The sequence below is a fragment of the Yoonia vestfoldensis DSM 16212 genome (assembly GCF_000382265.1).
Taxonomy (GTDB): domain Bacteria; phylum Pseudomonadota; class Alphaproteobacteria; order Rhodobacterales; family Rhodobacteraceae; genus Yoonia; species Yoonia vestfoldensis.
The window spans coordinates 1-19,692 of the sequence record NZ_KB907973.1 but is presented as its reverse complement, the minus strand read 5'-3'; the positions used below and the strand labels follow the sequence as shown (position 1 = coordinate 19,692).

Annotated in this window: 25 protein-coding genes; 21 read left to right on the top strand and 4 right to left on the bottom strand. The window is 62.8% G+C overall.

All coding sequences use genetic code 11. The annotated features are described in order from the left end of the window. Positions 1-12: 12 nt before the first annotated feature. Entirely contained in the window at positions 13-324 is a 312-nt protein-coding gene (locus tag H147_RS0100130) for an ElaB/YgaM/YqjD family protein (RefSeq protein ID WP_019953293.1), read from the bottom strand. Positions 325-405: 81 nt separating this feature from the next. Further along, positions 406-837: a cupin domain-containing protein gene (locus H147_RS0100125; protein ID WP_019953292.1), complete on the bottom strand. Its 432-nt coding sequence runs from the start codon at positions 835-837 to the stop codon at positions 406-408. A 276-nt stretch (positions 838-1,113) separates the two neighbouring features. Here H147_RS0100125 and atpD point away from each other — a divergent pair, with 276 nt between their 5' ends. From atpD to H147_RS20435, 16 genes are all read left to right on the top strand, one after another. Beyond that, positions 1,114-2,589 (top strand): F0F1 ATP synthase subunit beta, encoded by a 1,476-nt coding sequence (atpD, locus tag H147_RS0100120; protein ID WP_019953291.1) that lies wholly within the window; start codon positions 1,114-1,116, stop codon positions 2,587-2,589. Continuing rightward, a complete protein-coding gene (locus H147_RS0100115) occupies positions 2,586-2,993 on the top strand; it encodes an ATP synthase F0F1 subunit epsilon (protein WP_026352113.1) in 408 nt (135 codons plus the stop codon). Before atpD ends, H147_RS0100115 begins: the two co-directional genes overlap by 4 nt. Further along, positions 2,990-3,283, top strand: coding sequence for an AtpZ/AtpI family protein (locus H147_RS0100110; RefSeq protein WP_019953289.1), 294 nt, complete (start codon positions 2,990-2,992; stop codon positions 3,281-3,283). The genes H147_RS0100115 and H147_RS0100110 overlap by 4 nt, the downstream gene beginning before the upstream one ends. Further along, positions 3,280-3,561, top strand: coding sequence for an N-ATPase subunit AtpR (locus H147_RS19125; protein WP_211216491.1), 282 nt, complete (start codon positions 3,280-3,282; stop codon positions 3,559-3,561). Before H147_RS0100110 ends, H147_RS19125 begins: the two co-directional genes overlap by 4 nt. Further along, positions 3,558-4,265 (top strand): F0F1 ATP synthase subunit A, encoded by a 708-nt coding sequence (locus H147_RS0100100; RefSeq protein WP_043699188.1) that lies wholly within the window; start codon positions 3,558-3,560, stop codon positions 4,263-4,265. Before H147_RS19125 ends, H147_RS0100100 begins: the two co-directional genes overlap by 4 nt. Next, positions 4,265-4,510, top strand: coding sequence for a F0F1 ATP synthase subunit C (locus tag H147_RS0100095; RefSeq protein ID WP_019953286.1), 246 nt, complete (start codon positions 4,265-4,267; stop codon positions 4,508-4,510). Before H147_RS0100100 ends, H147_RS0100095 begins: the two co-directional genes overlap by 1 nt. Positions 4,511-4,514: 4 nt before the next feature. Continuing rightward, positions 4,515-5,252 (top strand): F0F1 ATP synthase subunit B, encoded by a 738-nt coding sequence (locus tag H147_RS0100090; protein WP_019953285.1) that lies wholly within the window; start codon positions 4,515-4,517, stop codon positions 5,250-5,252. After that, positions 5,242-6,765, top strand: a complete 1,524-nt coding sequence (locus tag H147_RS0100085) for a F0F1 ATP synthase subunit alpha (protein WP_019953284.1) — start codon at positions 5,242-5,244, stop codon at positions 6,763-6,765. Before H147_RS0100090 ends, H147_RS0100085 begins: the two co-directional genes overlap by 11 nt. Beyond that, positions 6,762-7,616 carry a F0F1 ATP synthase subunit gamma gene (locus tag H147_RS0100080; RefSeq protein ID WP_019953283.1) on the top strand — a complete coding sequence of 285 codons (855 nt, stop codon included), beginning with the start codon at positions 6,762-6,764 and terminating at the stop codon, positions 7,614-7,616. The genes H147_RS0100085 and H147_RS0100080 overlap by 4 nt, the downstream gene beginning before the upstream one ends. Before the next feature lie 232 nt (positions 7,617-7,848). Further along, the gene (locus H147_RS0100075; RefSeq protein WP_019953282.1) at positions 7,849-9,300 is read left to right on the top strand and encodes a YfcC family protein; all 1,452 of its coding nucleotides are present in this window, start codon (positions 7,849-7,851) and stop codon (positions 9,298-9,300) included. Continuing rightward, the gene (gene arcA / locus H147_RS0100070) at positions 9,297-10,520 is read left to right on the top strand and encodes an arginine deiminase (RefSeq protein WP_019953281.1); all 1,224 of its coding nucleotides are present in this window, start codon (positions 9,297-9,299) and stop codon (positions 10,518-10,520) included. Before H147_RS0100075 ends, arcA begins: the two co-directional genes overlap by 4 nt. Next, positions 10,520-11,620, top strand: a complete 1,101-nt coding sequence (locus H147_RS0100065) for an Acg family FMN-binding oxidoreductase (RefSeq protein ID WP_019953280.1) — start codon at positions 10,520-10,522, stop codon at positions 11,618-11,620. The genes arcA and H147_RS0100065 overlap by 1 nt, the downstream gene beginning before the upstream one ends. Positions 11,621-11,639: 19 nt before the next feature. Then, entirely contained in the window at positions 11,640-12,641 is a 1,002-nt protein-coding gene (argF, locus tag H147_RS0100060; RefSeq protein ID WP_019953279.1) for an ornithine carbamoyltransferase, read from the top strand. Between the two features lies 1 nt (position 12,642). Continuing rightward, positions 12,643-13,659 (top strand): carbamate kinase, encoded by a 1,017-nt coding sequence (gene arcC / locus H147_RS0100055; RefSeq protein ID WP_019953278.1) that lies wholly within the window; start codon positions 12,643-12,645, stop codon positions 13,657-13,659. Positions 13,660-13,791: 132 nt separating this feature from the next. After that, positions 13,792-13,989 (top strand): hypothetical protein, encoded by a 198-nt coding sequence (locus H147_RS0100050; protein WP_019953277.1) that lies wholly within the window; start codon positions 13,792-13,794, stop codon positions 13,987-13,989. 114 nt (positions 13,990-14,103) lie between these two features. Continuing rightward, positions 14,104-14,268: a DUF3309 family protein gene (locus H147_RS20435; RefSeq protein WP_019953276.1), complete on the top strand. Its 165-nt coding sequence runs from the start codon at positions 14,104-14,106 to the stop codon at positions 14,266-14,268. Positions 14,269-14,291: 23 nt separating this feature from the next. Here the strand turns inward: H147_RS20435 and H147_RS0100040 are convergent, their stop codons facing one another. Next, positions 14,292-15,020, bottom strand: a complete 729-nt coding sequence (locus H147_RS0100040) for a Crp/Fnr family transcriptional regulator (RefSeq protein WP_019953275.1) — start codon at positions 15,018-15,020, stop codon at positions 14,292-14,294. Positions 15,021-15,170: 150 nt separating this feature from the next. Here H147_RS0100040 and H147_RS0100030 point away from each other — a divergent pair, with 150 nt between their 5' ends. The 5 genes from H147_RS0100030 (at position 15,171) to H147_RS0100010 (ending at position 19,446) form a co-directional block, all read left to right on the top strand. Beyond that, positions 15,171-15,407: a hypothetical protein gene (locus H147_RS0100030; RefSeq protein WP_019953273.1), complete on the top strand. Its 237-nt coding sequence runs from the start codon at positions 15,171-15,173 to the stop codon at positions 15,405-15,407. 320 nt (positions 15,408-15,727) lie between these two features. Beyond that, positions 15,728-17,191: a metal-dependent hydrolase family protein gene (locus H147_RS0100025; RefSeq protein ID WP_019953272.1), complete on the top strand. Its 1,464-nt coding sequence runs from the start codon at positions 15,728-15,730 to the stop codon at positions 17,189-17,191. Next, positions 17,188-17,937, top strand: a complete 750-nt coding sequence (locus H147_RS0100020; protein ID WP_026352111.1) for a hypothetical protein — start codon at positions 17,188-17,190, stop codon at positions 17,935-17,937. The genes H147_RS0100025 and H147_RS0100020 overlap by 4 nt, the downstream gene beginning before the upstream one ends. A gap of 58 nt (positions 17,938-17,995) precedes the next feature. Then, positions 17,996-19,057 carry a linear amide C-N hydrolase gene (locus H147_RS0100015; RefSeq protein ID WP_019953270.1) on the top strand — a complete coding sequence of 354 codons (1,062 nt, stop codon included), beginning with the start codon at positions 17,996-17,998 and terminating at the stop codon, positions 19,055-19,057. Beyond that, positions 19,057-19,446 carry a calcium:cation antiporter family protein gene (locus H147_RS0100010; RefSeq protein WP_019953269.1) on the top strand — a complete coding sequence of 130 codons (390 nt, stop codon included), beginning with the start codon at positions 19,057-19,059 and terminating at the stop codon, positions 19,444-19,446. The genes H147_RS0100015 and H147_RS0100010 overlap by 1 nt, the downstream gene beginning before the upstream one ends. Positions 19,447-19,496: 50 nt before the next feature. Here the strand turns inward: H147_RS0100010 and H147_RS19120 are convergent. Next, the coding region (locus H147_RS19120) for an ATP-binding protein (RefSeq protein ID WP_019953268.1) at positions 19,497-19,692 on the bottom strand (196 nt) is incomplete at its 5' end.

Below are 19,692 nucleotides of genomic sequence, written 5' to 3'. Positions count from 1 at the left end.
TGACCGGGTCCGTCACCGCCGCGACAGGGCGCCAACCAGAAAACCCGCGCCGGCAGCAAGGCCGATTGTCATGAATGGGTGCGCGACAACTGAATCCTCCAATTGCGCCTCGGCGGACCGGCTCTTGCTTTGGGCATAATGCTTGGCTTCGTCCAAACCATCGGCGATGTCCGCGGCGATCCGGCTCCCGCGCCGTCCGGCGATCCCGCTCACGGTTTCCGCAAGGCGCGACATGTCCGCGCGCAGGGCGGCCAATTGGTGGCTGACGGCATCGATGTCGGTGGCTGCGGTAATCTTGGGGTTGGTCTTGATATCAAGTGACATTCTGACTTCCTTTCGTTGCTTGAGAATGGGACGTCGCGCTGACGGAACCCCTGTTTGAAGATGATATGGCGAGGCCGCCTTTCACGGCCGGGCCCGGACCTCGACGACGTCTGCCGCCTGTTCGGTGCCTTTGCCGGAAAACGCCTCGTCAGACGCATCCGCGTCGGATCTGGTCTTCTGAACCAGCTGGTCCTCGTGATGCGGAGGGCCATAGATGGTGTAAAGCTTGAGCGCGTCATGGCCGCGGCAGATCACGTTGTGATGTGCGCCTGCAGGCACGACGATGCCGTCGCCCGCCTTGACCTTGTGGGTGACGCCGTCGATCACGACCATTCCCTTTCCCTCTTCGATGCGAAAGAACTGGTCGTTGTCGGCGTGTATCTCGCCGCCGATTTCGGTGCCCGGCGCCAGCGACATCAGAACGAGTTGCAGCTTGGTCCCTGAATAAAGAACACGCCGGAAATCGGTGTTCTTTTCCGTCAGGTCTTCGATGTTCACGACATAACCGTTCATGGTGGCTCTCCGATCATTTGAGCGTCAGGACTCAGGGCATGTCCCTTTGTGCGGCATGCGACGCTGCGGCGCACTGATCGGCGTTAGCAGCAAGCCACGTTTCACGGCAAAACGCGGCCTGCCCCGGCGGGTCATGCACAGTTCGTGATCGCATTGATGTAGATCAGCACCCGCGTCCCTTCTTCTTTCTACACTGTCCGCAATGCTTTCCCGCAGACCGGTCCTTTGGTGCCGGCTCTTGGCAAGTGACAAGCAAAGAGGTCCCGTTTGGCATCCATGACTGCAGATCAGACAGCGGACGACGACCTGCCGGCTTTGCCGGACGCATCCAGCCGAACCGATGGCGTGGTGCATGCCGTCCGGGGGGCGGTGGTCGATGTCGCCTTTACCGGTACGGACCTGCCACCGGTCAACGCGGCGCTGGTGGTCGACTGGGACCGGCCCACCGATCTTGTTCTCGAAGTCCACAGTCATCTTGATCAACAAACGGTCCGCGCGGTGGCGTTCCAATCTACCGCCGGTCTCGCCCGGGGCGTTTTGGTCCATGCGCGTGGCGCGCCCGTCACGGTGCCCGTGGGCGCAGCGGTTCTTGGGCGGCTTCTGGATGTCGTGGGCAATCTGCAGGATGACGGGCCTGCCCTGCCTGACGACACCCCGCGACGGTCGATCCACGCCCTGCCGCCGCTTCTGAAATCCCAGACCAGCGCCACGGATGTGTTCGAGACGGGGATCAAGGTGATCGACCTGCTGACGCCGATGGCACAGGGCGGCAAGGCCGCGATGTTCGGCGGCGCCGGGGTCGGCAAGACCGTTCTGGTGATGGAACTGATCCGCGCCATGGTCGAAAAATACGAAGGTATCTCGGTCTTTGCCGGCGTTGGCGAAAGATCGCGCGAGGGGCACGAACTGCTGACCGAAATGCAGGATTCGGGCGTACTGGCGCGGACGGTGCTGGTCTACGGCCAGATGAACGAGCCGCCCGGCGCGCGCTGGCGGGCCCCGCTGACCGCCTTGACGGTTTCGGAATACTTCCGCGACCAAAAGCACAAGAACGTCCTTCTTTTGATGGATAACGTGTTCCGCTTTGTTCAGGCGGGGGCAGAGGTGTCCAGCCTGCTTGGGCGTCTGCCGTCGCGCGTTGGCTACCAGCCGACGCTCGCCACAGAGGTGGCGGGCCTGCAAGAGCGGATCGCCTCGGTCTCGGGATCGGCAGTGACCGCCATTCAGGCCGTTTATGTCCCGGCAGATGATTTCACCGACCCGGCGGTCACCACGATTTCCGGTCACATGGATTGCGTCATCATGTTGTCCCGCGCCCAGGCTTCCGAAGGGTTCTATCCGGCAATCGACCCGCTGGGGTCGTCGTCAATGCTGCTCGATCCGTTGGTTGTCGGCGACGACCACTACCACACAGCCGAAGCGGTCCGGCAGACGTTGGCGCGGTTTCGCGCGCTGAGCGATATCATCTCCTTGCTTGGGGTAGAAGAACTGGGCACAGCTGACCGCCTGATCGTCAAACGCGCGCGACGGTTGCAGCGGTTCCTGACCCAACCTTTCATGGTCACAGAAGCCTTTACAGGAACGCCCGGCGCGAGCGTGCCGCTTGCCGAAACTCTTGTCGGCTGCCGCGCCATCTTGGATGGCGAAGCGGATGAATGGTCGGAAAGCTCGCTTTACATGGTCGGCACGCTCGAGGATGCCCGCGCGAAGGAAGCCAAGGCAACCGCCACGGACGCCGAGGCCGCAGCATGAGATTGCGTATCGTGACCCCGCTTTGCGTCGTGGTTGACGAGGATGTCGGCAGCGTGAGGGCCGAGGACGCCAGCGGCAGCTTTGGTATCCGGCCCGGCCATGCCCCGTTCCTGACCGCGCTCGCTGTCTCCATCATCAGTTGGCAGGCCCGTGGCGTCGAACGGTTCTGCGCGGTTCGGGGCGGCGTGCTGACCGTGATCGGCGGCACCATCGCGGTCGCTGCCCGCGACGCGGTGGCTGGCGACGATCTGGCCACGCTGGACGCGCAGGTCCTGACCCGGTTCCAGACCGACGCCGATGACGAACGGATGGAGCATATCGAGACGATGCGGGTGCAGATGCACGCCATCCGCCAGATGATCAGCCGACTGGGACAAGGCGCTGACAGAGGACAGTTCCGATGAGCGAAGACCGATCAGACCCCGCAGAAACCGATCCGCTGATCGTGAAGATCCGCAAGCATCGCAGCCATCACGAACAATGGCTGCGCGAAGGTGACATGTCCGTCGGACGCCGTCTGGCGCAGATCGGCGTGCTGGGCTGGATTTTCGTGGTGCCGACGCTGGCGGGCCTCTTCTTTGGCCGCTGGGTCGATGCGCGGTTCCAGACCGGCATCTTCTGGAGCGCGCCAATGCTACTGCTGGGGCTGTGCATCGGCGGCTGGACAGCTTGGAAATGGATGAACGCACGATGACCGACCTGCCCCTCATGGTGCTGCTGCCGCTTTGCTTTCTGGGCGGGCTTTTCATCGGGTATGGCTATTTCCGCGCACTTCGCGAGACCGCGAACCTGCTTGTCAACGGTGGCGAACCATTGCGCGCGATCGCCCTGACGCTGGGGCGCATTTCGCTTTTGGCGAGCGGGTTCTTTCTTGCCGTTCTGGCAGGCGGTCTGGCTCTGCTCGCGGCATTTGCGGGGCTGCTGTGCGCCAAGTGGATCATGCTGCGCAGGATGCGGGAGGGCCGCGCGTGAATTCGCCGCTCGACGCCACGGTCCTGGTCCAGATCGGGCCGGTTGCGATCACGCAAGCGATTGCCACGACATGGGTGATCATGGCGATACTGGTGATCGGTGCTTTTGCGCTGACCCGCCGACTGGCGCTCAGGCCGACCCGGCCGCAGGCGGCACTGGAACTGATCGTCACCACGCTCGACACCCAGATCACCGAAACAACGGGCGCGGCCCCGGCACCCTATCGCGCGTTCATCGGAACGCTTTTCGTTTTCATCCTCGTTGCGAACTGGTCCTCGCTTCTACCCGGCGTCGCACCACCGACAGCCCAGCTTGAAACCGACGCAAGTCTTGCCGTGCTGGTCTTCTTGTCGGTGATATGGTTCGGCGTCCGCGCGGGTGGTCTGGGCGGCTGGCTGAAATCCTTTGCCGCGCCCAATCCGGTCATGATCCCCCTGAACATCCTGCAAAGCCTGACGCGCGTCTTTTCGATGTTCGTCCGCCTGTTCGGCAATGTGATGAGCGGCGTCTTCGTCATCGGCATCGTCGCCTCGCTGGCGGGTCTACTGGTGCCGATCCCGCTGATGGCGCTCGATCTGCTGACCGGGCTGGTGCAGGCCTATATCTTTGCGGTGCTCGCAATGGTGTTCATTACCTCCGCGGTCGAGGACGGCACCGCACAGACTGATGATCCGACCCCTTCCCTGACTGAAAAGGAACCATGATGGACTATCTGAGCCTGGCAAGTATCTTTTGCGCGGCCTTTGCCGTGGCTTTCGGTGCCATAGGCCCCGCACTTGCCGAAGGGCGCGCCGTTGCCGCTGCAATGGACGCCATCGCCCGTCAGCCCGACGCCGCGAACACGATCTCGCGGACCCTTTTCGTGGGTCTCGCGATGATCGAGACGACAGCAATCTATTGCCTGGTGATCGCGCTGTTGCTGCTGTTCGCCAACCCGTTGCTGGCATGAGCGCATGACACTCGACTGGTGGGGTCTGGGTCTGCAGGCGATCAACGTCCTGATCCTCGTCTGGCTTCTGAGCCGCGTGTTCTGGCGGCCGGTCGCCGGCGCGATCAGCGGACGCCAGAAGGCGGCGTTGGCCATGCTCGACGACGCCAAGGCGGCACAGGCCAAGGCAGATGCTGCATTGGCCGAGGTCGAAGAGGCCAAGGCAGGCATAGCGGCCGACCGTGAAACCGTACTTGCCGACGCCAAGGCCACGGCTGAAAAAGACGCGAAAACCGCGATGGCCGCTGCGCAGGCAAAGACCGACGCCCTTGTGGCCGCCGCGCGCGCCGACATTGACCGCAACCGCGAAACCGCGCGCAAGGATACCGCGAAAAAGGCCGTCGGGCTGTCCGTAGAGATCGCCGCCAAGCTTCTTGGCCGCTTCAACACGCCCGGCGTTCAGGCCGCCTTTCGCACCAATCTGATCGTTGCCATTGTCGGCATGTCCGCCTCTGACCGTGCGACCCTGACGACCGTGGCGGTCGACATCGACATCGTCACCGCGACAGACCCCGAGACGGCCGAGAGAACCGAGATCGAACGCACCATAAACGAAGCCTTGGGCGGCACGCCCTGCTTGCGGTTTGTCACCGATCCAGACCTGATCGCCGGGCTGGAGCTGCGCAGCGCCCATTTCGTGCTGCATAACAGCTGGCGGGCCGACCTTCAGACAATCCTGAACGAGGTTGAAAATGCCGGTTGAAACGCCGGACTGGCTCGCCTCCGCACAAGGCGCCGTACGACGCGCGGCACTGGGCCCGCGCCCGGAACACAGGGGCCGCGTCGAGGAGATCGGCGATGGCGTGGCCATGATCTCGGGCCTGCGCGACGTGCGCCTTGACGAGGTGTTGCGATTTGAAGGCGGTCAGTTCGGGTTCGCCCGCGTTCTGGACCCCGATCTGATCGGCTGCGTGTTCATCGACGCGGCGACCAAGGTCGCAGCAGGCGATGCGGTCTTCGGCACCGGCGAGGTGGTCAGCGTACCCGTTGGCGAGGCGCTGCTGGGGCGCATCGTCGACCCGCTTGGCCGCCCGCTTGACGGCAAGGGCACGATCGAAACGACCGAACGCTGGCCGATCGAGCGCCCAGCCCCCTCGATCATCGAACGCGATCTGGTGACGCAACCGGTGCAGACCGGCATCCTTGTGATGGACACGCTCTTTGCGCTTGGCCGGGGCCAGCGCGAATTGATCGTCGGCGACCATTCCACCGGCAAGACGACACTGGCCACCGACGCGATGATCGCGCAGCGCGACAGCGACATCATCTGCGTCTATGTCGCCGTTGGGCAGAAGACATCGAGCGTCCGCCGCGCCATCGACGCGCTGCAAGCGCACGGGAATTTCGCGCGCTGCATCGTGCTGGTCGCAGGCTCCGCCTCGGCACCGGGCCTGCAATGGATCGCGCCCTATGCGGGCATGACCATGGCCGAGTATTTCCGCGACAAGGGCCAGCACGCCCTGATCGTGATCGACGATCTGTCCAAACACGCCGCCACCCACCGTGAAATCGCGCTCCTGACAAGGCAATCGCCAGGGCGCGAGGCCTATCCGGGCGATGTGTTCTACATCCACGCCCGCCTGCTGGAACGCGCCGCGAAACTGTCCAAGGCGCGTGGCGGCGGGTCGTTGACCGCATTGCCGATCGCGGAAACCGATGCGGGGAACCTGTCGGCCTACATCCCGACCAACCTGATCTCGATCACCGACGGACAGATCGTGCTGGATGCGGCGCTGTTCCATCAGGGGCAGAAGCCCAGCGTGGATGTCGGCCTGTCCGTCAGTCGCGTGGGCGGCAAGACGCAGGCGCCCGTCCTGCGCAAGGCGGCAGGCACGCTCAGGCTCGACTATGCGCAGTTTCTGGAGCTTGAGGTATTTACCCGGTTCGGCGGTATGCCCGAAGGCCGCGTGCGCGAACAACTCAAGCGCGGCGAGCGGATCAGGGCAATCCTGCGCCAGCCTCAGAATGCGCCGCTGCGCCTCGCCGATGAGGTGGCGCTGCTGCTCGCGGTGCAATCAGGTCTGCTGGACCCCTTGCCTCTCGAGGCTGTTGCGCGGTTTCGGGACAAATTGCCGGACAGTCTGGACCGGGATGCAACCGCTGCGCTGCATGCCATCCAGACGACCGGAGAGCTGGATGAAAAGGCGCGGACCGCGATGATGGCCGCGATGACCCGGCTTGCAGAACAGCTTGGCGATACCGGGTCCGCGACATGACGGAACGGCTTGCCGATGTCAGCGCAAGGATCGACGGCATTCGCCAGCTTGGGGCCGTGGTCAACGCGATGAAGGGCATCGCCGCCGCCCGCGCCAACGCCGCCTGCGCGGCGATGGAGGCAGTCGACAGCTATGCCGCGACACTTGCCGCCGCCATGTCGAGCGCGCTTGGCCCCGCTGGGGCACCATCGCCACCTGAACGCACAGACGGCAAGGCTGTCAACGGCGCAGGTCTTTTGGTGTTTTGCGCTGAACAGGGATTCGCGGGCGCATTCAGCGAACGGGTTCTGGACAGCATCGAGGACAATCTGCCCGCCACCAGCCTGTTTTTGATCGGCTCCCGTGGCCGATCCATCGTCGCGGCGCGCGGTCTTTATCCGGTCTGGGCGGCGCCGATGCCCTCACGGACGCCCGGCATTCCGAAACTCGCCGACGGGATCGTCAAGGCAATCTATCGCACGATGGCAGAGGATCGTTTTGAGCGGATGGACATGATCCACGCCAGACGGGCGGGCGGACGCACGGTAGTCGTCCGGCAGGCACTGTTGCCGATCGACCTGTCGGTCCTGCCGACGCCCGGCGCGACACGGCCGCTGACCCAGCTTCCCACCGAGGCACTGATCACCAGCCTCAGCGGGGACTACCTCCATGCCTTGGTGTGCAAGGGCGCGCTCCATGCCTTTGCCGCCGAGAACGAGGCGCGGATGGAGGCGATGTCCGCCGCCAGCAGCCAGATCACGCGCGAGTTGGGCGCGTTCGAGGCAACCCTGCGCCGGGTCCGCCAAGAGGCGATCACCGCCGAAATCATCGAACTGGGAACCGGCGCTGCATCGGCGCAAGACCCAAGATAAGCGTCGCTGCCATGGGCCGAGGCCGACCCCAGCTTTGCGATCTTGCGAGCAGTGGCCCAGGTTCGGCACCGCCAGTGATTTGCCCCCCGGCCCCCTGCGGCAAAATCCGCGCCGGGGATCATCGGGCAGAAGGCCCCGCTAACCTCTGTCAGTCCGCCGCACGCCATCCTCGCCTAGCCTTGTCACAACAGCCACATGCATCAATGCGGCTTTTGCTGGCAAAGGACACATCATGGCAAACCCCGAAACGCCTGCGCCCGAAACCGCGTCCCGTTTCCACTTTCCGTCTGCGTATACCATCCTTTTCGCGTTGATCATCATCATCGCTGGCCTGACCTGGGTGATCCCCGCCGGCCAGTATGAGCGTGTGGCCTCCGAGACACTGGGCAAGGACGTTCCGGTTGCGGGCACCTATGCCCCCACCGACGCCAATCCGCAGGGCATTTTCGACGTGATCCTTGCGCCGATCGCCGGGTTCTATGATCCCGGCAGCTACTCCGCCAATGCGATCGACGTGGCGCTTTTCGTGCTGATGATCGGCGGGTTCATCGGCGTGGTGACGGCCACAGGCGCCATCGACGCAGGCATCAAGCGCGCGATGGCCCGGCTGAAAGGGCGGGAAAAATGGATGATCCCGATCCTGATGGCGCTGTTTGCGCTTGGCGGCTCGACCTACGGCATGGCCGAGGAGACGCTGGCCTTCTACGTCATCCTGACGCCGGTGATGATCGCGGCGGGCTATGACGCTCTGACCGCCGTGGCCACGATCCTGTTGGGCGCGGGCGTCGGCGTGCTGGGCTCGACCGTGAACGCCTTTTCGACCGTGATCGCATCGGACGCCGCCGGGGTGCCCTTTACCGACGGGTTGATGCTGCGGCTGGTCCTGCTGGCGCTGACCTTTGCGGTGACCGTGGCCTATGTCATGCGCTACGCCGCACGGGTCAAGGCCGACCCGTCACGCTCGTTGGTCTTTGACAAGAAAGCCGCCAACGAAGCGCATTTCGTCGGCACGGCCGCGCCCGGGGCGAGCGATTTCAGCGGGCTGCACAAGATCGTGCTGATGCTGTTCGGCGCGACCTTCGCGGTGATGATCTGGGGCGTATCGCTGGGCGGCTGGTGGATGGCCGAAATGAGCGGGCTGTTCCTTTTTGCGGGGATTGGCATCGGCCTTGTGGGCCGGTTGGGCGAAAAGGGATTGGTCGACGCCTTCGTCGGCGGGGCGCGCGACCTACTGGGGGTGGCGCTGATCATCGGGCTGGCGCGCGGCATCGTGGTGGTGATGGACGCGGGCCACATGACAGACACCGTCCTGCACTGGGCCGAAGGCACCGTCGCGGGCCTGAACGAGGTGATCTTCATCAACGTGATGTACTGGATTCAGGTCGTTCTGTCGTTCTTTGTGCCCTCGACCTCGGGCCTTGCCGTGCTGTCCATGCCGATCCTCGCCCCCGTCGGCGATTTCGCCGGGGTCTCCCGCAGCCTTGTCGTGACTGCCTTCCAGTCGGCCGAGGGCGTGGTCAATCTGGTTACCCCGACCTCGGCCGTTGTCATGGGCGGGCTGGCCATCGGGCGGGTGCCCTATGAACGCTGGCTGCGCTTTGTCTGGCCGGTCCTTCTGGTCCTTACCGTCATCATCATGGCCGCCCTGAGCATGGGCGTCATCCTTCAAGGAACCCCGACATGAGCATCACCTATGGCGTCCATTCCGAGGCGGGCAAGCTGCGCCGCGTTCTGGTCCACAAGCCCGGGGCCGCCATGGCCAGGCTGACGCCCGCCAATTGCGCAGAACTGCTGTTCGATGACGTGATCTGGGTCAAACAGGCGCGGATCGAACACATGACCTTCGTCGATGCGATGCGCAATCGCGGGATCGAGGTCGTGTTCCTGCGCCAGTTGCTGGCGGAAACGCTGAAGGACATGGAGGCCCGCAAATGGCTGCTGGCAGCGCGGATCAGTGACAACGCCGTGGGTGTCGGTCTGGCCGATGACCTGACGGCCCATCTGATGGAGGTCGATGCCGACCTGCTGTCCACCATCCTGATCGGGGGCATGAGCCGGGCTGAATTGCCGATTCCGGCAAAGGGCGTGCTCGCCCCTATGCTGGAGCCTGCCGATTTCATCCTCCCCCCCCTGCCCAACCACATCTTTACCCGCGACACGACCTGCTGGATCTATGGCGGTGTCACGGTCAATCCGATGCACTGGCCCGCGCGGCGGCTGGAAACGCTGAACGTGGCCGCGATCTATCGCTTTCATCCCGATTTCAAGGATGCGGGATTTCCGATCTGGTGGGGGGATCCGATGCAGGATCACGGCCCGGCCACGGTCGAGGGCGGCGATGTCATGCCCATCGGCAATGGCACCGTGCTGATCGGCATGGGCGAACGCACGACACCGCAAGCCGTGGGCCAGATCGCCCGTCGGCTGTTCGCGGGCGGCGGCGCGACGCGCGTCATCGCATGCCAGTTCCCCAAGTCCCGCAGCGCGATGCATCTTGATACCGTTTTCACCTTCTGCGACCGCGACCTCGTAACCGTCTTTGCAGAAGTCACGGATGCAATCCGCTGCACCAGCCTGCGCCCCGGCGAAGGCGGGGCCATCGCCGTCGAAGTCGAGACGGAACCGTTCCTGAATGTCGTGGCTGCTGCCCTTGGGCTCAAGAAACTGCGCACCGTGCCAACTGGCGGCGATGCCTATGAGAGTGCCCGTGAACAATGGGACGACGCCAATAACCTGCTGTGCCTCGAACCCGGAGTCGTCGTCGGATACGAACGCAACACCTATTCCAATACCCTGCTGCGCAAGGCGGGCGTCGAGGTCATCACCATCCCCGGATCAGAGCTGGGCCGCGGCCGTGGCGGATCGCATTGCATGACCTGCCCGCTGATCCGGGATGCGGTGTGATGGGGATGCATCTGTCACGTCGCGCGGTCATTCCGGCTTTGGTCGTCGGTGTGCCTGCGGTGGCGGCCGGGGCGTGGATGCTGCGCGACACCGCCGGGTTTGCCAAAGCGGGGGCGGCGCTGCGCCTGCCTCTGGACCTCATGGCGCAGGGGCCTACGCGCATGGCGGAACTGGTACGCTTTGCCACGCTGGCCCCGAACAACCACAACACCCAAGCCTGGCGGTTTTCGGGGGATGACAGTCAGATCACCATCGCACCCGACCCGGCCCGGTTCACCCCTGTCGTCGATCCTGATCGCCACCACAGCTTTGTCAGCCTCGGCGCGGCGGCGGAAACGCTGGGGATTGCCGCATCCGCCTATGGGTTGACGGCCCGCCCGGTTTTCGACCCCGCAGGCGAGAGGCTTCGGATCAGTCTTGCGCCCGGTGGGCTGGCGGACCCGCTGGTGACGGCGGTTGCCCAGCGCCAGTCGAACCGCAGCATTTATGACGGCGCGCCCCTGACCGCGCCCGAACAAGACGCCTTGAAGCAGGTCACCGCAGGATCCGAAGTGGTGCTGCATCTGGTCGAGGACGCCACCGCCAAGACGGCGCTGCGCGATCTTGTGGTTGCCGCGAACGCAGACCAGATGGACGATCCTGCCTTTGTCGCCGAACTGCGCGACTGGCTGCGGTTCAGCGAGGCTGCGGCGCTTGCGCGGGCGGACGGGTTGTTTTCAGGCTGTTCGGGCAACCCGTCGATGCCACAACGGCTCGGTGGCGTCGTGTTTCCGCTGGTCTATCGCAAGGCGTCGGAAGCGGCAAAATACAGCGCGCAGATCGACAGTTCGGCAGCCCTTGTTCTGCTGGTCAGTGCGGGCGATGCGCCGCAACACTGGGTCGAAACCGGCCGGGTTCTGGCACGCCTCACGCTGGTTGCGACCGATCTGGGGCTGGCCCATGCCCATTTCAATCAGGCCGTCGAAGTGCCCGAGCGGCGCGCTGCGGTGGCGGCGCTCATGGGCCTGACATCGGGACGGGCGTCGATCCTTCTGCGCCTTGGCCTTGCCACCCCCATGCCATTTGCGCTGCGCCGGCCCGTGGCGCAGACCCTCACCTGATCTCTGGAAGGATTACACAATGCCACAGAACCTTCGCGGCCGCAGTTTTCTGAAACTGCTGGATTTTTCGCCCGAGGACATCCAGCATCTGCTGCAACTGGCCGTCAGCCTGAAGATGGCCAAGCAGGGCGGATATGAGCAACCGCAACTGGAAGGCAAGAACATCGCGCTGATCTTCGAGAAGGACAGCACCCGCACCCGGAGCGGGTTCGAGGTTGCGGCCCATGATCAGGGCGCGCATGTCACGTATCTCGGGCCGTCGGGCAGCCATATCGGGCATAAGGAAACCATCGAGGATACCGCCCGCGTGCTTGGTCGTTTCTACGACGGGATCGAATATCGTGGCTTCGCGCAGAAAGATGCCGAGGTGTTGGCGGCGTTTTCCGGCGTGCCCGTGTTCAACGGATTGACGGATGACTTCCATCCGACGCAAATCCTTGCGGACCTGATGACCATGCGCGAGTTCACGCAGAAACATCTGTCCGATATCGCGGTCTGTTTCATGGGTGATGTGGGCAACAACACGGCGGCCTCGCTGATGGTGGGGGCGGCACTTGTCGGGATGGACGTGCGCCTGTGTGGTCCGCATAGCTGCTGGCCCGACCAGGAGCTGGTCACACGGTGCCGCAAGATCGCCGAAAAGACACGCGCCCGGATCACCCTGACCGAGAAACACGCCGAGGGGCTGGAAGGTGCTGATTTCGTCTACACCGATGTCTGGGTGTCGATGGGAGAGCCAGACACGGTCTGGGAAGACCGCATCGCGCTGCTGTCGCCCTATCAGGTGAACAATAAAGTCATGGAAATGACCGGGAACCCCTATGCAAAGTTCCTGCATTGCCTGCCGGCGTTTCATAACCGGGGTACGCAGGTTGGCGAAGAAACATTCCGGAAATTCGGGATCGATTGCATGGAGGTGACCGACGACGTCTTTGAATCCTCGGCGTCCGTCGTTTTCGATCAGGCCGAGAACCGGATGCACACGATCAAGGCGGTTCTTGTCGCGACGATGAGGTACTGAGATGCGGGTGGTCGTGGCCCTTGGTGGTAATGCGCTTTTGCAGCGAGGTCAGCCGATGACGGCCGAGGCGCAGCACACGAATGTGCGGATCGCGGCACGGGCGCTGGCCGATCTCGCCCGCGACCACCAGATCGTCGTGGCGCATGGCAACGGACCGCAGGTCGGCTTGCTTGCGCTGCAAGGTGCGGCCTACGATCCAGCCGCGCCCTGGCCGCTGGATGTGCTGGGTGCCGAAACCGAAGGCATGATCGGATATCTCATCGAGCAGGAGTTGATGAATGCCCTGCCCACAGGATCGCACTGCGCCACCCTGCTGAGCCGGGTCGAGGTGGACCCAAGCGACCCCGCCTTCGAGGACCCGACCAAACCGATCGGGCCCGTCTATACGATGGCAGAGGCCACGCAGGCCGCAAGCGATCATGGGTGGTCCATGGTGACCGAGGTAACAGGCGGCCAACGCCGTGTTGTGCCTTCGCCGCTGCCGCTCAGGATCCTGGGGCTTGACGCCATCAAGGTCCTTCTGGGCGGGGGCCATATTGTGATCTGCGCAGGCGGCGGCGGCATCCCGGTCGTGCGCAACGCGGACGGCGACATGACGGGCGTGGAGGCCGTGATCGACAAGGACAGGACGGCGGCCTTGCTGGCTTTGGGGCTGGATGCAGACGCGCTGTTGCTGCTGACCGATGTGCCAGCGGTCTATCGTCACTATGGCAGCGCGGATCAGATCGCGATCGACGAAGCGACCCCAGACGCAATGGGCGAACTTGCGCTTGCACCGGGGTCAATGGGGCCGAAAGTCACCGCCGCCATGACCTTTGTCAGGGCGAGCGGCAAGCTTGCCGGGATCGGCCAGTTGACCGACGCCCGCGCGATCCTCGAGCGCCGGGCCGGAACGCGCATTCTGCCCGACGAGGCGGAAACCAGCCGAAACGGCACCTCTGGGCAAAAGACGCCCGGATTCAAAGGCACTGACCAACCTGCATCAGTGTCGCCTGATGACGGCGGCGCGATAGTCTGAGTGTTCACCTTATATCGGTGAACTGTACCTGTCCGATCAAGCCTGAGACACGTGGGGCAATCTGTCCCCCCCTCGCCCCCCATGTCCCGCGTGTTTCTTGTGCCCCGGACCGTCCGAGAAAGGACAAAGCAGATGAAACCCGAAGCAAACAAAACGACCAACGTGGCTGACAAGATGAAGACTGTGAAGGTCGCTTGGGACAAGGCGCCTTCCGGCCCAAAGAAAGATGCTGCGCTCAAGCATTATCAAGCCGCCGAGAAGGCCCACACAGCCAAGAACGACGCCGACACCCACAAGGAACTGGATGCCGCCACCCACGCGCTGGCGTGATGTGATGTCCTGTCTGCCCGGCCATATGCGCCGGGCAGATGCAGGAGACGACAAAGACTGCGCAGGACGGGTCGCATTCTCCGCGCCCGGTTCCGCACCACAGGAGAAAAAGCCATGTCAGTCGGTACGATCCTCATCATCATTCTTGTGATTTTTCTGCTCGGAGGCTTCAGCGGACGCTTCGGTGGCTACGGCTATGGCTTCGGGCATGCAGGCACAGGCGCGCTTGGCGCGGTTCTGTTGATCGTCGTCATCCTGATGCTGCTGGGCCGTATCTGACGGCTGGCCCCCGCGGCAGATGTTCAAAGCAGAAGCGGACCCCGCGGATCCATGTAGGTCGGGTCGAACTTGGCAAATACCGCCAGTTTGTCGTAATCGTCGAACGCGACGAACCCTTCCCTGAATGTGACCATCCCTGCTTCGCGCAGCTGGCGCAGCACGCGGTTGACATGGACCGAACTCAGCCCAAGCGCATCGGCCAGAAGGTATTGCGTCAGCGGACAGGCATAACCCGCTTTGGTCGCCAAACCGACGAGCGTCAGCCGCCCGCCAAGCTCCAACAGGAAATGCGCCATGCGTTCAGCGGCATCCCGACGCCCGATGTCAACCAGATGCTCGACTACCATCGCCTCGTCCCGGGATGCAGCCCAAAGGACGGCTGTGGCCAGCCGGGGCGTCTGCGCAAAGGCGGTCAGCAGGTCGGCAGCAAGAATTTCAGTGACCTCAATGTCTGTCACCGGCTCTATACTGTGATCCGATACGTGCAAAAGAATGCTGCGCAGTCCCAGAAAGTCACCGGGGATCTGGAAGTCGACGATCTGCCGCCGCCCGTCCTCGAGAAGCTTGTAGGAACAGGCCCATCCATTGGCGAGGATATAGGCGGCCTGATCCGATTGCCCCTGACGGACAAGATCCCGCCCCGCCACAAAGGTGCGACGGCGCTTGTGCAAGGATGCAAGCACGGCCAGTTCGGGTGCGGAAAGCGCGACAAATGCGCCAAGCTTGCGAACAAGTGGAGTGTTTTCGATCATGTGTCCCCTCCATTACCTCGCGAAGCTTTACGCAAGGAATTGGCGTCGATAGCTGATCTCGATCAGCGCAGCGTAGCACATTCCTTGTCAGTCTGCTTGGTAAGCTTCAGGCGCAGTCCGGCGTCGCACTTGGCGGAAAGGTCAAAACCCATGAAGAACGATCACAAGTATTCGGGAATGGCCGCACTTACAATCTGCGAGGCTTTGCTTCTTGCGCTCAATGATGCGGAGATTCTGCCCGAAAAGGAAATCATGGGTGTTCTGACGGATGCGGCCGCCACACATGAAAATGCCGTCGGTTCCAAGGCCGAAACCGAACGACACATGGCTGCGGCCGCCCTGATCCGCAGGATCATCGCCGGCGGAAACTCTGTCCGCAGAGCCTAGACTTAGCCGCAGCCACACGGGCCGGGCAATCAAGGCGCGCGGCATCTCTTGGCATCACGAAAAAGGCGGGGCAATCCGCGCCGCCGACAACGGTTGCTCATCACGCCACAGAAACCTTGATGCGCGGAATTCATTTCCACCAAACTGTATCAAGGCATGCGACATGCCCCAATCCCGACATGTTCTGTTCATCCAAAACGATGATGCATGCAAACAATTCAACAAATCATAAAAAACTTGCCTTGATTGCAGGGGTGCTCCATTTTTCATTTTATGGATCAATACTCAATCCGACAGTTTTCGAAAAAGGTACTCTCACAATGTGCATAACCTGTATTGAAGCGCTTGAAAGCGGAACAGCGGCGATCAATCCCTGCCTTTGTGGTGCGCCGCAGACCGTTGCGGCGATGAAGCGGATGGAAGCCGACATCACGCGCCGCCAATTGCGGGGTGGCACTGCGGCGGTTCTGGGGATGTTTGCCGGCTTTGGTCTTGCGCCACGCGAATTGCGCGCCCAGACGCCGGGACGCCCGACAGTGTTGACAAATCTGCGCTACTTTGATGGCACGACGCTCTCTATGCAGACAGGCCGCGACATCGTCGTCGAGGGCGGGCGGATCACAGGGCTGCCTGCGACCGGAACGGGTCCGACCGAGGCTGATGTGATCGACTGTGGCGGTCGCGCGGTGACACCCGGATTGATCGACTGTCACTGGCACGCAACTTTGGTCGGTGTCAGCCAGATCGCGGCACTGACGCAGGATATCGGCTGGGTGCATCTGATGGCCGGGCGCGAGGCCGGGGCGACCCTGATGCGCGGCTTTACGACGGTGCGGGACACTGGCGGGCCGGTCTTTGGCCTCAAACAGGCCATCGACCAAGGGGCCGTGACAGGCCCACGCATTTTCCCATCGGGCGCGATGTTGTCGCAAACATCTGGCCACGGGGATTTCCGGTTGCTCAATGCCCTGCCGCGCATGGCCAATGAACCTGCGGATTATACTGAAAGCGTGGGCGTTGCCGCCATTGCGGACGGCCGGGACGAAGTGCTGCGCCGCACGCGCGAACAGCTGATGCGCGGCGCGAGCCAGATCAAGATCATGGCTGGTGGTGGCGTATCGTCGCTTTATGATCCGTTGGACACCGCACAATACACGCTCGACGAAATGCGTGCCGCCGTTGAAGCAGCGGCAGACTGGGGCACCTATGTTTGCGCCCATGTCTATACACCGACGGGCATCATGCGCTGTCTCGAGGCGGGCGTGCGGTCGATCGAACACGGCCAGCTTGCGGACGAGCCGACGATCCGTGCTATGGCCGAAGCAGGTGTCTGGTGGAGCATCCAGCCATTCCTTGCCGATGAAGATGCCAACCCCAAGTCCGATCCACGCCAACAGGCAAAGCAACAAGAAGTCGCCGTCGGCACAGTTCAGGCATTCGAAAAAGGTCGGGCAGAAGGCGTCAAGATGGCGTTCGGCACCGATGTGCTGTTCAATCCGACCGGGGCCGCATCCCAAGGCCGTCAACTTGGCAAACTTGCGCGCTTCATGCCACCGCTCGAGGCGCTTCGGATGGCAACAGGTGCGGCGGGTGAATTGCTCGCCATGTCGGGTGATCGCGCACCATATCAGGGCGCGCTCGGCGTGATCGCAGAAGGGGCGCTGGCGGATATTCTGGTCTGGGACGGCGACCCGGAAACCGAACTTGATTTCCTCTCGGACCCCGACAGGAATCTTCGTCTCGTGATGAAAGGCGGACGCATCTTCAAGGAGCAGCTTGCATGACCAGACCCAACCGGCACGCCGCGATCTCGGCCATAGCATGCGCTGTTTTGGCCGCAGGGCTGGCCCCAATGGCGCTGTCCGCGCAGGAATGGTCGGGTCAGGCCACGGCCTATGGGTGGGGCGCTGGAGTCAAGGGGGATTTCACACCGCTCAGCGGCGCACCGACCCTGTCGTTTGACAAATCCCTGTCCGAGGTTCTGGAAGACCTGGATGGCGCGTTTTTCCTCACCGGGCTGGCGCGGCGTGGCGATCTGGTGCTTTTCGCGGACTACACCTATTCTGCATCCTCTCGGGATGGGCGGGTCCCACCGGGTATTCCCGCATCGGGAGAGGTGACGCTGCAATCGCTGACCCTGGCCGCAGGCAACCGTTTCACGGTGGCCGATGGCGGGACCATCGACGTTTTGGGCGGCCTGCGGGCCTGGATCATCGAAGGTCGCGTCTCTGTCCCGCTAGCCGGTGTCGATGTCGCGCCGGAAAAGAGCTTTGTCGATCCGATTATCGGATTGCGTGCCAATGCGGTGCTTTCGGACAGATGGTCACTGCTGGGATATGCCGATGTCGGCGGCTTCGGGGTCGGGTCAGAGCTGACATGGCAGGCGGCTGTCACCGCGAACTTTCAGGCGACAGACAATCTTTTCATTTCAGCGGGGTGGCGTGAACTCTACCTCGATTACACCGATGGCGGGACAGAGTTTGACGGCAGCATGGTCGGACCTGTCATCGGGGCGACCTGGACGTTCTGAACGCACGAATTTCACATTGATGGAGTAGCGCACGAAACCAAACCGAGAGGAGACGCTGATGGGACGCTTTATCAATCATATCGCGCCGATGGCTTTGGCATTTGCCCTGGCCGCTGCCCCGGTCGCAGAGGCCTGCACCCGCGCGGTGTATCTTGGCCCCGAGGATCGTATCCTGACCGGACGGAGCATGGACTGGAAGCTACCCATGGTCAGCAACCTGTGGGATTTTCCGCGCGGCATGGCGCGCAACGGCGCCGCCGGTGAGCGGTCGGCGGAATGGACGTCGCGCTACGGCAGCCTTGCGGTTTCGGGGTACGATATATCTACCGCCGATGGGATGAACGAAGCAGGCCTCGTCGTGAATCTTTTGTGGGAGGTAGAGGCGACCTATCCCGAAGATGACGGCATGACCCCGCGGGTGTCCTTGTCGGTCTTTCCGCAATACCTGCTTGATCAGTTCTGTTCGGTTGCAGAAGCGGTTGCAGACCTGCGCGAGAATCCAATTCTTGTCGCGGGTGGCGCGGTGCCTGTCGGCCCCCCCGGACGTGCGGCCACCGTCCACGTCTCGATGTCCGATGCGACGGGCGATAGCGCCATCATCGAGTTCGTCGACGGCGAAATGGTGATCTGGCACGACCGCAGCTATCAGGTCATGACCAATGAACCGACCTATGACCGCCAGCTTGCCGTCCGCGAATATTGGAACGCGGTCAATCCGCGTGAATTCCTGCCGGGAACCGTGCGTGCGACCGACCGTTTCGTGCGTGCCAGTTTCTACATCAACGCCGTCGAGCAAAGCGCCGACGCGCGCACCGCTGCCGCGGCGGTATTCAGCGTCATCCGGCAGGCGTCGGTGCCGTGGGGGATCAGCATCGCGGATCAACCAAATCTGTCGACAACCCGTTCGCGTGTTGTCGCCGACCATCTGGATCGCCGTTACTATGTGGAATCCGTGCAGTCTCCCAGCGTGTTCTGGGTCGATCTTGCGAACCTCGACCTGTCCGAAGGTGCCGATGTGATGAAGCTGGATCTGGGCGTGGACATAGAACGCGTCATGTCGGGCGAAAGCTCTGGCAACTTTGCGCAGGCGGCGCCGTTTGTCTTTCAGCCCGCTGATTGATGGCAGTACTTGAACGCGCGGTGATGGCCACGCCCATCTGGACAATCATTGCCCCGGTCTGCGCGCTCGTTTTTGCGGGCTTTGCGGTGTCGTCTGCTGGTGGCGACCCAGCGTGGTGGATGGTCGTGCTGGCGGTCCCCTTGCTTTTTGCCGCTGTGTTTGCCGCCGTCCATCATGCCGAGACAATTGCCCATCGTGTGGGACAACCCTTTGGGTCGATCATTCTGGCGTTGGCCGTGACGGTCATCGAGGTGTCACTGATCGTGTCGCTCTTGCTCTCTGCGCCTATCGGTGAAAGCACGGTTGCCCGCGACACTGTCTTTGCCGCCATCATGATCGTCCTGAACGGCATTTTGGGGCTATGCCTGTTGATTGTCACTGAGAACTGACCCGGCATTTTCATCGAGATCTGACCCACCCAGTCGTTATGATCTGCGTATTATGATGGCGTCAATGGTGGTGTCTCCTTTCGCTTTTTCTTGGCTGTTTCGGAGCTGGCCTTGAAGCGGTAGCTGTCATTGCCGGTTTCGAGGATGTGGCAGCGATGGGTGAGACGGTCGAGCAGTGCCGTGGTCATTTTGGCATCGCCAAAGACGCTGGCCCATTCGCTGAAGCTCAGGTTGGTGGTGATGATG